13 protein-coding genes are annotated in these 16,622 nt (G+C 52.9%); 7 read left to right on the plus strand and 6 right to left on the minus strand.

Annotation, left to right across the window (positions count from 1 at the left end):
* The first annotated feature begins 65 nt into the window (after nucleotides 1-65).
* Complete coding sequence (gene roxA, locus SK32_RS07285) at nucleotides 66-1,187, plus strand: [50S ribosomal protein L16]-arginine 3-hydroxylase (RefSeq protein ID WP_048211950.1); 1,122 nt, start codon at nucleotides 66-68, stop codon at nucleotides 1,185-1,187.
* A 106-nt stretch (nucleotides 1,188-1,293) separates the two neighbouring features.
* Here roxA and pepT read toward each other — a convergent pair whose 3' ends face one another.
* Nucleotides 1,294-2,517 (minus strand): peptidase T, encoded by a 1,224-nt coding sequence (pepT, locus tag SK32_RS07290; RefSeq protein WP_005121077.1) that lies wholly within the window; start codon nucleotides 2,515-2,517, stop codon nucleotides 1,294-1,296.
* A gap of 250 nt (nucleotides 2,518-2,767) precedes the next feature.
* On the opposite strand from pepT, the gene potA reads away from it, so the two are divergent.
* Genes potA through potD form a run of 4 tightly spaced genes read left to right on the plus strand, consistent with a single transcriptional unit; the run spans nucleotide 2,768 to nucleotide 6,595 of the window.
* On the plus strand, nucleotides 2,768-3,904 hold the full coding sequence (gene potA / locus SK32_RS07295) for a spermidine/putrescine ABC transporter ATP-binding protein PotA (RefSeq protein ID WP_048211951.1): 1,137 nt from the start codon (nucleotides 2,768-2,770) through the stop codon (nucleotides 3,902-3,904).
* Entirely contained in the window at nucleotides 3,888-4,745 is an 858-nt protein-coding gene (gene potB, locus SK32_RS07300) for a spermidine/putrescine ABC transporter permease PotB (RefSeq protein ID WP_003030793.1), read from the plus strand. Before potA ends, potB begins: the two co-directional genes overlap by 17 nt.
* Nucleotides 4,742-5,521, plus strand: a complete 780-nt coding sequence (potC, locus tag SK32_RS07305; RefSeq protein WP_003030794.1) for a spermidine/putrescine ABC transporter permease PotC — start codon at nucleotides 4,742-4,744, stop codon at nucleotides 5,519-5,521. The genes potB and potC overlap by 4 nt, the downstream gene beginning before the upstream one ends.
* Before the next feature lie 27 nt (nucleotides 5,522-5,548).
* Nucleotides 5,549-6,595: a spermidine/putrescine ABC transporter substrate-binding protein PotD gene (gene potD, locus SK32_RS07310; protein ID WP_029139492.1), complete on the plus strand. Its 1,047-nt coding sequence runs from the start codon at nucleotides 5,549-5,551 to the stop codon at nucleotides 6,593-6,595.
* A 99-nt stretch (nucleotides 6,596-6,694) separates the two neighbouring features.
* On the opposite strand, the gene cobB is transcribed toward potD, so the two are convergent.
* Genes cobB through lolC form a run of 5 tightly spaced genes read right to left on the minus strand, consistent with a single transcriptional unit; the run spans nucleotide 6,695 to nucleotide 11,624 of the window.
* Nucleotides 6,695-7,516, minus strand: a complete 822-nt coding sequence (gene cobB, locus SK32_RS07315; RefSeq protein WP_040231971.1) for a Sir2 family NAD+-dependent deacetylase — start codon at nucleotides 7,514-7,516, stop codon at nucleotides 6,695-6,697.
* 15 nt (nucleotides 7,517-7,531) lie between these two features.
* Nucleotides 7,532-8,443: an N-acetylglucosamine kinase gene (gene nagK, locus SK32_RS07320; protein WP_048211952.1), complete on the minus strand. Its 912-nt coding sequence runs from the start codon at nucleotides 8,441-8,443 to the stop codon at nucleotides 7,532-7,534.
* A gap of 43 nt (nucleotides 8,444-8,486) precedes the next feature.
* Nucleotides 8,487-9,731 carry a lipoprotein-releasing ABC transporter permease subunit LolE gene (gene lolE / locus SK32_RS07325; protein ID WP_048211953.1) on the minus strand — a complete coding sequence of 415 codons (1,245 nt, stop codon included), beginning with the start codon at nucleotides 9,729-9,731 and terminating at the stop codon, nucleotides 8,487-8,489.
* A complete protein-coding gene (gene lolD, locus SK32_RS07330; RefSeq protein ID WP_003030805.1) occupies nucleotides 9,731-10,432 on the minus strand; it encodes a lipoprotein-releasing ABC transporter ATP-binding protein LolD in 702 nt (233 codons plus the stop codon). The genes lolE and lolD overlap by 1 nt, the downstream gene beginning before the upstream one ends.
* Complete coding sequence (gene lolC / locus SK32_RS07335; RefSeq protein ID WP_048211954.1) at nucleotides 10,425-11,624, minus strand: lipoprotein-releasing ABC transporter permease subunit LolC; 1,200 nt, start codon at nucleotides 11,622-11,624, stop codon at nucleotides 10,425-10,427. Before lolC ends, lolD begins: the two co-directional genes overlap by 8 nt.
* A gap of 259 nt (nucleotides 11,625-11,883) precedes the next feature.
* On the opposite strand from lolC, the gene SK32_RS07340 reads away from it, so the two are divergent.
* Nucleotides 11,884-12,948 carry an acyltransferase family protein gene (locus tag SK32_RS07340; protein WP_048211955.1) on the plus strand — a complete coding sequence of 355 codons (1,065 nt, stop codon included), beginning with the start codon at nucleotides 11,884-11,886 and terminating at the stop codon, nucleotides 12,946-12,948.
* Between the two features lie 118 nt (nucleotides 12,949-13,066).
* Nucleotides 13,067-16,513, plus strand: coding sequence for a transcription-repair coupling factor (gene mfd, locus SK32_RS07345; RefSeq protein ID WP_048211956.1), 3,447 nt, complete (start codon nucleotides 13,067-13,069; stop codon nucleotides 16,511-16,513).
* The last annotated feature ends 109 nt before the right edge of the window (nucleotides 16,514-16,622 follow it).

The raw sequence follows: 16,622 nt of genomic DNA on the forward strand, positions 1-16,622 counted from the left end.
CTTCACGCTTGAGGTTAAGTATCCGTTATAATCGGTTGCAGATACCAGCCTGCGGGATGCTCATTATGGAATACCAACTCACTCTTAACTGGCCCGATTTTCTTGAACGCCACTGGCAAAAACGCCCGGTGGTCTTAAAACGCGGCTTTAACAACTTTATTGATCCACTCTCCCCTGACGAACTGGCTGGGCTGGCAATGGAAAGCGAAGTCGACAGCCGGTTGGTCAGCCACCAGGATGGCAAATGGCAGGTTAGCCACGGTCCTTTCGAAAGCTATGACCATCTTGGTGAAAGCAACTGGTCACTGCTGGTCCAGGCCGTAAACCACTGGCATGAACCAACTGCCGCGCTGATGCGGCCATTCCGTGAATTGCCGGACTGGCGCATTGACGATTTGATGATCTCATTTTCTGTACCCGGCGGTGGTGTTGGCCCGCATCTGGATCAATATGATGTGTTCATCATCCAGGGAACCGGTCGCCGTCGCTGGCGTGTGGGTGAAAAACTGCAGTTGAAGCAGCACTGTCCGCACCCTGACCTGCTCCAGGTTGATCCGTTTGAAGCCATCATTGATGAAGAGCTGGAGCCAGGCGATATTCTGTATATTCCACCTGGATTCCCGCACGAAGGCTACGCGTTAGAAAACGCGATGAATTACTCGGTAGGTTTCCGCGCACCGAATACCCGGGAGCTGATCAGCGGATTTGCGGATTACGTTCTGCAACGCGAACTGGGTAGCACGTACTACAGCGATCCAGATCTACCGCCGCGCGACCATCCAGCAGACGTGCTGCCACAGGAAATGGACAAGCTGCGCGAAATGATGCTGGGGCTCATTAACCAGCCGGAGCATTTTAAACAGTGGTTTGGCGAGTTTATCTCTCAGTCGCGTCATGAACTGGACGTTGCTCCGCCTGAGCCGCCTTATCAGCCTGACGAAATCTATGATGCCCTGAAGCAAGGCGATGTCCTGGTTCGTCTGGGTGGATTGCGTGTACTGCGCATTGACGATGACGTTTATGTAAATGGTGAGAAAATTGACTCCCCTCACCGTCCGGCGCTGGATGCGCTCGCCAGCCATATTGTTCTAACAGCGGAAAACTTTGAGGATGCACTGGAAGATCCGTCTTTCCTCGCCATGCTTGCCGCACTGGTGAATAGCGGATACTGGTTCTTCGAAGGGTAACCTATTGAGAGTGCGCCGGATGGCGCTTCGCTTATCCGGCCTACGGGATACGATATTTGTAGGCCGGATAAGCGAAGCGCCATCCGGCATCTACCGGCAAAAGCGGCTACTGTTTCGCCGTCAATTCCGCAATTCGCACAATCACCTGCACGGCTTTTTCCATGCCTTCCAGTGTCACAAACTCATGCTTACCATGGTAGTTATAGCCACCGGTGAACAGATTCGGGCAAGGTAATCCCATGAACGACAGTTGCGCGCCGTCGGTACCACCACGAATGGGTTTAAGATCCGGCTCAATGTCACAATCGCGCATTGCCTGCTGGGCGATATCCAGCACATGCGGATGCTCGATCACTTTTTCACGCATATTGTAGTAGCTGTCTTCAATCACCAGCTCGATATAGCAGTCCGGATGTAACCCTTTACCGACCTTTTTGGCAATATCCATGATTTTGCGTTTACGCGCTTCAAACTGCTTACGGTCAAAATCGCGGATAATGTAGTGCATATCAGCCCGATCAACCGTCCCTTTCATGCTTGCCAGATGGTAAAAACCTTCATAGCCTTCCGTCGCTTCCGGGCTTTCATCGGCGGGAACTTCGGCATGGATGCGAGCCGCCAGCGACAGCGCGTTCACCATCACCCCTTTTGCCGTACCCGGATGCACATTGTTACCGACGATCTTGATATTGACCGACGCGGCGTTGAAGTTTTCAAACTCCAGTTCGCCCACGCCGCCACCGTCGACGGTATAGGCCCACTGCGCATCAAATGCTGCAACGTCGAAATGCTTCGCGCCTTTACCGACCTCTTCATCTGGCGTAAAGGCCACGCGGATATCGCCATGCGGAATATCTTTTTGTATCAACACAGCCAGTGCGGTCATGATTTCGGCGATACCGGCTTTATCATCCGCACCCAGCAGCGTTTTGCCATCTGTGGTGATCAACGTCTGACCCAGAAGTTGATGCAGCACCGGGAACATCACCGGCGACAAAACCTCATCGCCAATACCGAGCGCAATATCGCCGCCGCGATAGTTTTCGACAATTTGCGGATTAACGTTTTTACCGCTGAAATCCGGTGAGGTATCCACATGGGAAATAAAACCGATCGCGGGAATATTGCCTGCAACGTTAGCGGGCAACGTTGCCATCAACGTCCCCTTGTCGCTCAAGGTAATATTGACCAGCCCCATCTCTTCGAGTTGCTGCTTAAGCAACTGCAATAACTTCCACTGTCCTTCAGTGCTGGGTACCTGCCGCACGCCCGATTTTGATTGGGTGTCCAGCGACACGTAGTGTAAAAAACGCTCAAGTAGTTTATCCATGCAGTCACCCTCACTTTTTGTGACAACATTATCAATAAGCAACAAAAGACAAATATTGCGTCAGGTCACTTTTATCCCCGCAAGTGAGAATATTTCTCCCTGACATCCCCTCTGACTATAGGGTTAAGTCAGTAATTCGCAACAAGGATTGGCGATTACAATGGTTTGCCGTAGAATAACCGCCCTCATTAAGAGTCATCAAGGTGGTTAACCACAAACCCCGCATCGGTCAGCCATCCGTTGCGTTTACATGGGACAGAGTAAAAAATTGAATAAACAACCGCGTTCGCTTTCTCCACTGGTGCAATTAGCGGGAATTCGCAAAAGTTTCGATGGCAAAGAGGTGATTTCCAGCCTGGATTTGACCATCAACAATGGCGAATTTCTCACGCTGCTCGGCCCCTCTGGCTGCGGTAAAACAACCGTTCTTCGCCTGATTGCCGGTCTGGAAACGGTTGATTCCGGTCATATTATGTTGGACAACCAGGACATCACTCACGTTCCTGCGGAAAACCGCTACGTGAACACCGTCTTCCAAAGCTATGCGTTATTCCCCCACATGACCGTGTATGAGAATGTGGCCTTTGGTTTACGCATGCAGAAAACCCCCGCAGCCGATATTCCTCCTCGCGTTACTGAAGCCCTGCGCATGGTGCAACTGGAAGAGTTCGCTCAGCGAAAACCGCATCAACTCTCCGGTGGCCAACAGCAGCGCGTGGCGATTGCCCGTGCGGTGGTCAATAAACCGCGTTTACTCCTGTTAGATGAATCTCTCTCTGCGCTGGACTACAAACTGCGCAAGCAGATGCAGAACGAACTGAAAGCGTTACAGCGTAAGCTGGGTATCACTTTCGTCTTTGTCACTCACGATCAGGAAGAAGCGCTGACTATGTCAGACCGTATCGTGGTGATGCGTGACGGCAAGATTGAGCAGGACGGTACACCGCGCGAGATCTACGAAGAGCCGAAAAATTTGTTCGTTGCCGGATTTATCGGCGAGATCAATATGTTTAACGCCACGGTGATAGAACGTCTGGACGAGCAGCGTGTTCGTGCTAACGTTGAAGGCCGCGAGTGCAATATTTACGTCAACTTCGCGGTGGTTCCCGGACAGAAACTGCACGTTCTGTTACGCCCGGAAGATCTGCGCGTGGATGAAATCAACGACGATAATCATATCGAAGGCCTGATCGGCTACGTGCGCGAACGCAACTACAAAGGCATGACGCTGGAGTCGGTTGTGGAACTGGAAAATGGCAAGATGGTGATGGTCAGCGAATTCTTCAATGAAGACGATCCTGACTTTGACCACTCGCTCGACCAGAAAATGGCGATTAACTGGGTAGAAAGCTGGGAGGTCGTACTGGCTGATGAAGAACACAAGTAAATTCCAGAGTGTGGTGATCGTCACCATTGTCGGTTGGCTTGTGTTGTTTGTCTTTCTGCCCAACCTGATGATCATCGGTACCAGCTTTTTGACCCGCGACGACGCCAATTTCGTCAAAATGGTCTTTACGCTGGAAAACTATACACGCCTGCTCGATCCGCTCTATTTTGAGGTGCTGGTTCATTCCCTCAATATGGCGCTGATTGCCACGCTCGCCTGCCTGGTACTCGGCTACCCGTTTGCCTGGTTTTTGGTGAAACTGCCGGAAAAAGTGCGCCCGCTGCTGCTGTTCCTGCTGATTGTTCCGTTCTGGACCAACTCACTTATCCGCATCTACGGACTCAAAATTTTCCTCAGTACCAAAGGCTATCTCAACGAGTTTCTGTTGTGGCTCGGCGTTATCGATACTCCTATTCGTATCATGTTTACACCCAGCGCGGTGATTATCGGCCTGGTGTACATCCTGCTGCCGTTTATGGTGATGCCGCTCTATTCCAGCATTGAAAAACTCGATAAACCGCTACTGGAAGCCGCGCGTGATTTGGGTGCCAGTAAACTTCAGACCTTCACCCGCATCATTATTCCGTTGACGATGCCGGGAATTATCGCCGGATGTCTGTTGGTTATGCTGCCAGCCATGGGGCTGTTTTACGTATCCGACTTAATGGGCGGGGCGAAAAACCTGCTGATTGGTAATGTGATTAAAGTGCAGTTCCTGAACATCCGCGACTGGCCGTTTGGTGCCGCCACCAGCATTACGCTGACCATTGTGATGGGGCTGATGCTGCTGATCTACTGGCGCGCCTCGCGCTTGCTGAACAAGAAGGTGGAACTCGAATGATCGGTCGGCTGCTCAGAGGCGGTTTCATGACCGCTATCTACGCGTATCTGTATATTCCAATCATCATTCTGATTGTGAACTCCTTTAACAGCTCGCGCTTCGGCATTAACTGGCAGGGTTTTACCACCAAATGGTACGGGCTGCTGATGAACAACGACAGTTTGCTGCAGGCGGCACAGCACTCACTGACGATGGCCGTGCTCTCCGCGACCTTTGCCACCCTGATCGGTTCACTGACTGCGGTCGCTTTATATCGCTACCGTTTTCGTGGCAAACCATTTGTCAGCGGCATGTTGTTTGTGGTGATGATGTCGCCGGATATCGTGATGGCAATTTCGCTGCTGGTGCTGTTTATGCTGATTGGCATTCAACTGGGCTTCTGGTCGCTGCTGTTTTCACATATCACGTTCTGCCTGCCTTTTGTGGTCGTAACGGTCTACTCACGTTTGAAAGGCTTTGACGTACGTATGCTTGAAGCAGCTAAAGACCTGGGTGCCAGTGAAGTGACCATTCTGCGCAAGATCATTCTGCCACTGGCCATGCCGGCGGTAGCTGCAGGTTGGTTGCTAAGTTTTACGCTGTCGATGGATGATGTCGTGGTTTCGTCCTTCGTCACCGGACCCGGCTATGAAATTTTGCCATTAAAAATCTACTCAATGGTTAAAGTCGGTGTATCACCAGAGGTGAATGCACTGGCAACCATTTTGTTGGTTCTGTCGCTGGTTATGGTGATCGCCAGCCAGCTTATTGCACGTGATAAAACCAAGGGCCGTTAAGGCCCTTAATTCAGGGGACGTTAAATGATGAAAAAATGGTCACGCCACCTGCTCGCGGCGGGTGCTCTGGCACTGGGCATGAGCGCCGCTCACGCGAATGACAACAACACGCTTTATTTCTACAACTGGACCGAATACGTTCCGCCAGGATTACTGGAACAGTTCACCAAAGAGACCGGCATTAAGGTAATCTATTCGACCTACGAGTCGAACGAAACCATGTACGCCAAGCTCAAAACCTATAAAGACGGTGCGTACGATCTGGTGGTGCCTTCCACCTATTACGTCGACAAAATGCGTAAAGAAGGCATGATCCAAAAGATCGATAAGTCGACGTTAACCAACTTCCACAACCTCGATCCGGAAATGCTCAATAAGCCGTTTGACCCGAACAACGACTACTCAATCCCGTATATCTGGGGTGCAACGGCCATTGGTATTAACAGTGATGCCATTGATCCCAAAACCGTGACCAGTTGGGCTGACCTGTGGAAACCGGAATACAAAGGCAGCCTGCTGTTAACGGATGATGCCCGCGAAGTGTTCCAGATGGCGCTGCGCAAGCTGGGATACTCCGGGAATACCACCGACCCGAAAGAGATTGAAGCTGCGTATAACGAGCTGAAGAAGCTAATGCCTAACGTTGCGGCGTTTAACTCTGACAACCCGGCCAACCCGTATATGGAAGGTGAAGTCAATCTGGGGATGGTGTGGAACGGCTCCGCATATGTTGCGCGTCAGGCAGGTACACCGCTGGAAGTCGTCTGGCCGAAAGAAGGTGGGATTTTCTGGATGGACAGCCTGTCTATTCCGGCAAATGCTAAAAACAAAGAAGGTGCGCTGAAGCTGATTAACTTCCTGCTACGCCCGGACGTGGCGAAAGAAGTGGCGGAAACTATTGGTTATCCAACGCCAAACCTGGCGGCACGCAAGCTGCTAAGTCCGGAAGTCGCGAATGATAAAACTCTGTACCCGGATGCAGAAACCATCAACAAAGGGGAATGGCAGAACGATGTTGGTTCCGCCAGCGCCATCTATGAAGAGTATTATCAGAAGCTGAAAGCAGGACGCTAATTGCCCTCCTCGTAGGCCGGATAAGACGCGCCAGCGTCGCATCCGGCGCATCATCACTGCCCGATGGCGCTGCGCTTATCGGGCCTACGCCATCCGTGATCACAATCCCTTCAATAACTTCTCTACAAACTCGGGCACCACCTGGCTTGCCGGGCCGTAATACTTCTCTTCGAACTCGCTACCCACCTGGCTTGGCTCCAGATTTAACTCCACCGTATGCGCCCCATGCAGACGCGCTTCGTGGACAAAACCCGCAGCCGGATAAACATGCCCTGACGTGCCAATGGCAATGAAAACATCTGCCATCGCCAGCGCCATATAAATTTCATCCATCCCCAGCGGCATTTCGCCAAACCAGACAACGTGCGGTCGCAGGGGCGCGGGGAACTGGCAGCAATGGCATTTGTCTTCTGGCGTGACATCCCCTGTCCAGTCTAAAATCTGCCCGCTTTGCGAACAGCGAACCTTAAGAAGCTCGCCGTGCATGTGGATAACGTTCTGACTTCCCGCACGTTCGTGCAGATTATCGATATTTTGCGTTACCAGTAGAAAGCGATCACCCAGCTCGGCTTCGAGTTTTGCCAACGCAATATGCGCCGCGTTTGGCTGAATTTCGGGCTGTTGCAACTGGTGACGACGGGCGTTATAAAACGACTGAACCAGCCCAGGATTACGGCTAAATCCTTCCGGCGTTGCCACATCCTCAACCCGATGTTCTTCCCAAAGACCATCCGCAGCACGGAAGGTACGAATCCCTGATTCAGCGGAAATTCCCGCGCCAGTCAGGACTAACACCCTTGGTTTTTCCACCAGTTCAGGCACCACTCTGTCTCTGAAAAAGATCCGTTGACGCAGGCGATCGCGCAAATGGCGTTTATTTTTACGAAAACGGCTTAATCGATGACCCCGACGCGACAGCATAACAACCTCTTTGTATTAATCGGTAAGATGTAGGAAAGCGGCTCCGCGCATCCCACCCGCATCACCGTGTCGTGCCTGCTCAATACGCGGCACACGGGCAACGGGCAGCAAATGACGTGGCAGCCTGCCCGCCAGTTGCGTCGTAATAGCGGTAAAGTTCGACAAGCCACCGCCAATCACCACTAAATCTGGATCGACGATAGTCAGGATATTCCCCAGGCAAACGGCCAGCAAATCCAGATAACGCTCTACATGCGCATGCGCGTGCTCATCGCCTTGCTCCCAGAGGGTGATAATTTCACGGGCATCCAGAGGTTGATGGTAGTAATGCTGGTACAACCACGCAAATCCGCCACCGGAAAGATAACTTTCGATGCACCCCAGTTGACCACATCCGCAACGACGCAGCGGGAAATCAAATCCCATCAACGTCAACGCATCAACAGGCAAACGGATATGACCGAACTCGCCGGTAATATAGCTACGTCCAGTGATAGACTTTCCGTTAAGCACCAGGCCACCACCGACACCGGTGCCGAGGATTAAGCCCATCACTAACGGATACTGGGTGAACTCATCGTCCCAGGCTTCGGAGAGTGCAAAACAGTTGGCGTCATTATCCAGACGCACATCACGATCCAGTCGTGCGCTGAGATCGGCCCGCAGCGGTTTGCCACTGGCAGCAGGAACGTTGGCTGCATACAGCGTACCGTCCTCCGTTTCCGGCATACCAGGAATGCCGATGCCAACCGAACCTTTAATGCCAAACCGCTGGTCTGCTTCCTGCACCAAATTGCACACCGCATCAAGGAAAGCGTCATAACTGTCACGCGGCGTAGGGACGCGCGTTTCCCATTGCAAACGACGTTGATTATCGAATACGCCTAACGCAATTTTAGTCCCACCGATGTCAAATCCGTAATACATCACCGCTCCTTGATGCAGCATGAATGCTTTAGTGTATATATTGTTATTGGCCGCTAAGTACTCTCGCAGGATCAATATTGCTGGCGCGACGCGCCGGATACCAACTCGCCAAAAGACTCAGCACTAATGCTGTCACCAGCACGTAAATCACATCCAGCCAGTGTAATTCCGATGGCAGGAAGTCAATGAAATAGATATCGCCGGAGAGGAACTGATGGCCGATAAGCGCCTCAATACCATTGATAATCGGTGTGAGCTGTAGAGAAACAACAACACCAATAACCACACCTATCAGGCTACCGAACAGACCCGCCAGCAGTCCATACCAGACGAAGATGGCGCGGATCAGTCCGTCTTTCGCTCCCAGCGTTCTTAATACCGCAATATCGCCGCTTTTGTCTTTTACCGCCATCACTAACGTTGAAACGATATTAAAGCAGGCTACGCCAATCACCAGCACCATCGCCAGATACATAATGGCGCGGATCATCTGGATATCGCGATACATATAGCCGTAAGTACCGATCCAACTCTTAATATAAACATAGTTATTGGTCACTTCGCCCGCATCTCGCACCAACTTATTGGCGTTAAAGACATCGTTGACCTTCAGGGCAATCCCGGAAACGCTGGAACCCATATCCAGGTACTGCTGCGCGTCTTCCATTGGGATCATGGCGAAGCTGTGATCGAGCTGACCGCTCAGTTGCAGAATACCGGTAATGTGCAAACGCACGCGTTTAGGCTGCTGTAACTTATGATCCGCGCTGGCATTGGGGATCATAATCGACACCCAATCCCCCTGCTTCACCTTCAGCGCGTCCGCAATCCCCTTGCCAATAATGACCTGCTGCTCACCGGCTTTAAAATTATCCCAGGCGTGGTTTTGCACGAAGGATGGCAGTGCGCTTAAACGCTGTTCCTGCTGCGGATCAACACCTTTTACCTGTACGGCGCGCAAGTTCGCCCCACTCTCCACCAGCCCGGTGAAATTGATATAAGGCGCCGCAGCGACAATACCCGGCACTTTCTGAACTTTGTCGAGTGCTTCCTGCCAGTTGTTCCACGGCTGATTTACCGCTTCAATCTCACCGTGCGGAACCACGGCCAGAATACGGTTGTTCAACTCTCGCTCAAATCCGTTCATGGCGCTTAGACCGACGATCAACACCGCCACGCCCAACGCAATACCGACGGTAGAAATCACGGAAATCAGCGACACCATGCCACCGCGTCGCCGACCGCGGCTAAAGCGCAGACCAATCAATAATGATAAAGGCGATGCCATTACTCGGCCCCCATCAGGCTCAGTTCAGCCGTCAGGCGACCATCGCGCATTTCAAGCTGGCGGCTCATCCGCTTCGCCAGTTGTAGATCGTGCGTCACCACCAGAAATGCCGTGCCCTGAGAGCGGTTCAGCTCACCCAGCAGTTCGAAAATGCTGTCCGCGTTTCGCGCATCAAGGTTACCCGTTGGCTCGTCTGCCAGTACCAGGCGCGGGTTATTCACCAGCGCACGGGCGATGGCTACGCGCTGGCGTTCGCCGCCCGACAGTTCAGACGGGCGATGACTGGCACGGTGATCCAGCCCAACCGCTTTCAGCATGTCACGTGCGCGCTCGGTAATTTCAGCCGGCTTCTTCTTGCCAATCAGTAACGGCATCGCCACGTTTTCCAGCGCGGTAAAGTCTGGCAACAAATGGTGGAACTGGTAAATAAATCCGAGCTTCTGATTACGCAGTTCCGCTTTCGCCGCTGACGAGAGTTTGCTCATCGGCTGACCGCTAAAAATGACGTCGCCGGAAGTCGGTGTATCCAGCCCGCCGAGCAGATGAAGCAGTGTACTTTTGCCGGAGCCTGAGCTGCCGACAATCGCCATCATCTCACCCTCGCCGACGCTAAAACTGACATCGTGCAGAACATCAGTCTGCACCGTGCCTTCCTGATAGCGTTTGCACAGGTTGTCGCATTGCAACAGGATCTTATTCATAACGTAAAGCCTCAGCGGGTTGAGTGGCGGCAGCGCGCCAGGAAGGATAAAGCGTAGACAGCAGCGCGATGGCCATCGCCACCAGCGCAATGACGATCACCTGCAGCGGCTCAATAGCAACCGGCAACGCGGCACCGTCCAGCAGCACGCCGATAATCGGCATCAGGTTGTTCAGTTGGCTGGCAAGCAATGCGCCCAGCACCGCGCCCAGCAGCGCGCCGATAATTCCGGCACTGGCCCCCTGAACCATAAACACCATCATGATTTGCCGCGGCGTTAGCCCCTGCGTTTGTAGAATCGCCACTTCCCCTTGCTTCTCCATTACCATCAGACCCAACGAGGTAATAATATTAAAAGCCGCAACTGCCACGATCAGGCTAAGCAGCAGCCCCATCATGTTTTTCTCCATGCGCACGGCCTGGAACAGTTCCCCTTTGCGCTCGCGCCAGTCCTGCCATTTGGTGCCCTGCGGCAGCGTTTGCTGGCTCAGCGTGTCAACTTTTAACGGTTCGTTCAGCCACAGACGCCAGCCGGTAATATTGTCCACCGGATAGCGCATCAGGCGGGAAGCATCCTGAATGTTGGTCAGCATCTGGTAGCCGTCTACTTCGCTGTTGGCGGCGAAGGTGCCAATCACCGTAAACAGACGCTGGCTCGGCAAACGCCCCATCGGCGTAAACTGGCTGGCCGAAGGCACCATCACGCGAATTTGATCGCCGCGATTGACGCCCAACTGCCCGGCAAGCTGCTCACCGAGGATGACATTATACTTACCCGGCTGCAGATCTGTTTGCTTCACATTGACCAGATACGGCGTGAGAGGATCTTTTTGCGCCGGGTCGATGCCCAGCATCACGCCGACCGCCACGCTACGCGCACTTTGCAGCACCACATCCCCCGTAGTTATCGGTGCGACGCGGTTGACGCCGTTCAACACCACCGCTTTTTCCGGCAGTTGCTGCGGGTTCAGAGAACCCTGTTCAGACGAGAGAACGGCCTGAGGCATCAGGCCAAGGATATTGTTTTGCAGCTCGCGCTCGAAACCGTTCATCACCGACAATACTGTGACCAGAGCCATTACCCCAAGAGTAATGCCAATGGTAGAGAGCCAGGAAACGAAACGACCGAAGCGATCTGCTGCACGCCCACGCATATAACGCAGGCCAATGAATAGAGCGACAGGTTGGTACATGAAATCCGTCTGGTTGCTGTTAGCAAAGTCACGAGTATATAAGCGAAAGCGGGATGGGTAAATGACTGAACCGTAAGTGTTCGTCAGCATTGTTCTGAAAAGTATAACCAAATCAATTCGCTAAAGTTTCCACTTTGCCCTCATCCATTTTCCTGATCTTTATCTTAAAAAAATAAAAAGCAGACGGTTACGCATTACAGTGAACGCAGGGTTTTGCAGGATGGCAAGCTATCTCACACAATATGGATACGCCACTGCAATGAATAAAAAAGAGTTATGGATTAATCAAATCAAAGGGTTATGTATCTGTCTGGTGGTCATTTACCACTCAGTCATTACCTTTTATCCCCATCTCACTACCTTTCAGCATCCACTCTCACAGGTGCTAACCAAATGCTGGATCTACCTCAATCTGTATCTGGCACCGTTTCGCATGCCAGTCTTTTTCTTTATTTCGGGCTATCTGATCCGCCGCTACATTACAAACGTCCCGTGGACAACCTGTGTAGACAAACGCATCTGGAGTATTGCCTGGGTGCTGATACTGTGGGGAATCGTGCAATGGCTGGCGTTGACCACGCTCAATAACTGGCTGGCTCCGCAACGCGACCTGGGCCATGCGGCCAATGCAGCCTATGCCGGTTCGGTGGGAGACTTTACCCGGGGAATGCTCACAGCCAGTACCAGTCTGTGGTATCTGTATGCGCTGATTGTCTATTTTGTCCTGTGTAAGATCTTCAGCCGCTGGGCCTTGCCGCTACTGGTGCTGTTTGCATTCCTGAGTGTGGCAATCAACTTTTTCCCGACCCCATGGTGGGGGCTGAACAGCGTAATACGTAATCTGCCATACTACAGCCTCGGCGCTTGGTTTGGCACAACGCTGATGATGTGGATCAAAGATGTTCCCCTGCGCCGCCATTCTGTGCTTTTTCTGGTTAGCACAATCGTCGCCGCCGTCGCGTGGCTGGCAAATGTCTCACTATTCCTTTCTCTTCTTTCCATTGTGCTGATCATGAAGCTGTTTTATCAATTTGAGCTCCGCTTTGGTATGCGCACGTCCAGTCCGTTAAGCGTGATTGGTGCCAATACCATCGCCATCTACACTACCCACCGAATTCTGGTGGAACTGATAAGTTTAATGCTGCTTCCCAAACTCAATCATACCGCCTGGTCCGCAAACGTAGAGCTGGCCCTGCTACTGGTGTATCCGTTCGCCTGCTTACTGTTGTGTACGCTGGTCGGACTAATGGTTCGAAAAATTTCACAAAAAACCGTTGCCGACCTGCTCTTCTCCCCGCCGTCTTTCTCCACCGTTCCCCGCTAAACCTTACGCGCTTTTTGCCCCCATCCGGGGGCGAATCAATTTGCTTATGAGAAACGATCACGGATAATAAAGAACATTGCTTATCAGACGTATATCCAAACGAGATCCTGACAACCGAATGCCTGAACAACATCGTTACACGCTTCCAGCAAAAGCTGGCGATCAGCGCCAGTTGGGTGAACTTACCGGTGCCGCCTGCGCGACGCTGGTCGCAGAAATCGCCGAACACCATCCGGGACCAGTGGTGCTTATCGCGCCGGACATGCAAAATGCCTTGCGTCTGCATGATGAAATTCGTCAGTTTACCGACCAGATGGTGATGAATCTGGCTGACTGGGAAACGCTGCCCTATGACAGTTTTTCCCCACATCAGGAAATTATCTCCTCGCGACTCTCCACGTTGTATCAACTGCCTGCGATGCAACGCGGTGTGCTGATCGTACCGGTCAACACGTTGATGCAGCGCGTCTGTCCGCACAGCTATCTACACGGCCATGCACTGGTGATGAAAAAGGGTCAGCGCCTGTCGCGTGATGCCCTGCGTGAGCAACTGGACAGCGCCGGTTATCGCCATGTTGATCAGGTCATGGAACACGGTGAATACGCCACGCGTGGCGCGTTGTTGGATCTGTTTCCGATGGGCAGCGAATTGCCTTATCGCCTGGATTTCTTTGATGATGAAATCGACAGCCTGCGCCTGTTTGATACTGACACTCAGCGCACGCTGGAAGAAGTCGATGCCATTAATTTGCTGCCTGCCCACGAATTTCCAACCGATAAAACAGCCATTGAGCTGTTCCGCAGTCAGTGGCGCGACACCTTTGAAGTTAAACGCGACGCCGAACATATTTATCAGCAGGTCAGTAAAGGCACGTTACCTGCCGGGATTGAATACTGGCAACCGCTGTTTTTCAGTGAGCCGCTGCCACCGCTGTTCAGTTACTTCCCTGCCAATACGCTGTTAGTGAATACCGGTGATATTGAAACCAGCGCAGAGCGTTTCCAGGCGGATACACTGTCACGTTTTGAGAACCGGGGTGTCGATCCGATGCGCCCACTGCTGCCGCCAGAATCGCTGTGGCTGCGGGTTGACGAACTGTTTTCCGAGCTTAAACATTGGCCTCGCGTCCAGCTCAAAACCGAAAGTCTGGCAAACAAAGCGGCAAACACTAATCTGGGATTCCAGAAGCTGCCGGACATCGCCGTACAAGCGCAACAGAAATCGCCGCTGGATGCGCTGCGTAAATTCCTGGAAACCTTCAGCGGCCCGGTCATTTTCTCGGTAGAGAGTGAAGGTCGCCGTGAAGCACTCGGCGAGCTTCTGGCTCGCATCAAAGTCGCGCCTAAACGTATTTTACGCCTTGATGAAGCCGCCGACAGCGGTCGTTATCTGATGATTGGTGCGGCAGAACATGGTTTCATTGATACCAAACGCAACCTGGCACTGATTTGCGAAAGCGATCTCCTTGGTGAACGTGTGGCTCGCCGCCGCCAGGATTCCCGCCGCACGATTAACCCGGATACATTGATCCGAAACCTCGCGGAGCTGCATCCGGGGCAGCCCGTTGTGCACCTTGAGCACGGCGTGGGTCGCTATGCCGGGATGACCACGCTGGAAGCCGGCGGCATCACCGGTGAATACCTGATGCTCACCTACACCAACGACGCCAAACTGTATGTGCCGGTGTCGTCGTTGCATCTGATCAGCCGCTACGCCGGTGGCGCGGAAGAGAATGCGCCGCTGCATAAACTTGGCGGCGATGCCTGGTCACGCGCCCGGCAGAAAGCCGCCGAAAAGGTGCGTGATGTCGCGGCGGAGTTGCTGGATATTTATGCCCAGCGCGCGGCGAAAGAAGGTTTTGCCTTTAAGCATGACCGTGAGCAGTACCAGCTATTTTGCGACAGCTTCCCGTTTGAAACCACGCCCGACCAGGCACAGGCGATCAACGCGGTGCTCAGCGATATGTGTCAGCCGCTGGCCATGGACCGTCTGGTGTGTGGTGACGTCGGCTTCGGCAAAACCGAAGTGGCGATGCGCGCCGCATTTCTCGCCGTCGAGAACCACAAACAGGTGGCCGTTTTAGTGCCGACCACCCTGCTCGCCCAGCAGCACTTCGACAACTTCCGTGACCGCTTTGCCAACTGGCCGGTACGCATTGAGATGCTGTCCCGTTTTCGTAGCGCCAAAGAGCAAGCGCAGATTCTGGAGCAGGTTGCCGAAGGTAAAATCGATATTCTCATCGGCACGCACAAACTGCTGCAAAGCGATGTGAAACTCAAAGATTTGGGTCTGCTGATTGTCGATGAAGAGCACCGCTTCGGTGTCCGTCACAAAGAGCGGATCAAGGCCATGCGCGCAGACGTCGATATTCTGACCCTGACGGCAACGCCAATTCCGCGTACGCTCAATATGGCAATGAGCGGGATGCGCGATCTGTCGATCATCGCCACACCGCCCGCCCGTCGTCTGGCGGTCAAAACCTTCGTGCGCGAATACGACAGCCTGGTAGTACGCGAAGCTATCCTGCGTGAAGTTCTGCGCGGGGGACAAGTTTATTACCTGTTTAACGATGTCGAAAATATCCAGAAAACCGCTGACAGATTAGCAGAACTGGTGCCGGAAGCGCGTATTGGCATCGGCCACGGGCAAATGCGTGAGCGCGAGCTGGAACGCGTGATGAACGATTTCCACCATCAGCGGTTTAACGTGCTGGTGTGTACCACTATTATTGAAACCGGGATCGACATTCCCACCGCGAACACCATCATCATTGAACGTGCCGACCACTTCGGTTTGGCGCAATTACACCAGTTGCGCGGACGTGTGGGACGCTCACACCATCAGGCCTATGCGTGGCTGTTGACGCCGCATCCGAAAGCAATGACCACCGATGCACAAAAACGCCTTGAGGCAATTGCATCACTGGAAGATTTGGGTGCAGGTTTTGCGCTGGCCACTCACGACCTCGAGATTCGCGGCGCGGGGGAACTGCTGGGTGAAGATCAGAGCGGTTCGATGGAAACCATCGGCTTCTCACTGTACATGGAACTGCTGGAGAACGCGGTTGATGCGCTAAAAGAGGGACGAGAACCGTCGCTCGAAGATCTCACCAACCAGCAAACTGAAGTCGAGCTGCGGATGCCTTCGCTACTGCCAGATGACTACATCCCCGATGTGAATACGCGACTGTCGTTCTACAAGCGGATCGCCAGTGCGAAAGGCGAAAACGAGCTGGAAGAGATTAAAGTCGAACTGATTGACCGTTTTGGTTTGTTGCCTGACCCGGCCCGTACGCTGCTGGATATTGCCCGTTTGCGCCAGCAAGCGCAAAAACTGGGCATCAGAAAACTCGAAGGCAATGAAAAAGGCGGGACGATTGAGTTTGCCGAGAAGAACCACGTCAACCCGGTGTGGCTGATTGGCTTACTGCAAAAGCAACCCCAACACTTCCGTCTGGATGGCCCAACCCGGCTGAAGTTCATGCAAGATTTGAGCGAGCGTAAAACCCGTATCGACTGGGTACGTCAGTTTATGCGTCAACTTGAAGAAAACGCCGTAGCGTAGCGTTCCGGCCGGGTGAGCACGGTGCTTGCCCGGCCGATGAATTTACAAACTCTTTGCACTTCCCTGCACTTCCCGACACAGCAAACCGCCATAATTCCTGTTTACTTTT

This window comes from Citrobacter sp. MGH100, from assembly GCF_001034465.1.
GTDB lineage: Bacteria > Pseudomonadota > Gammaproteobacteria > Enterobacterales > Enterobacteriaceae > Citrobacter > Citrobacter youngae.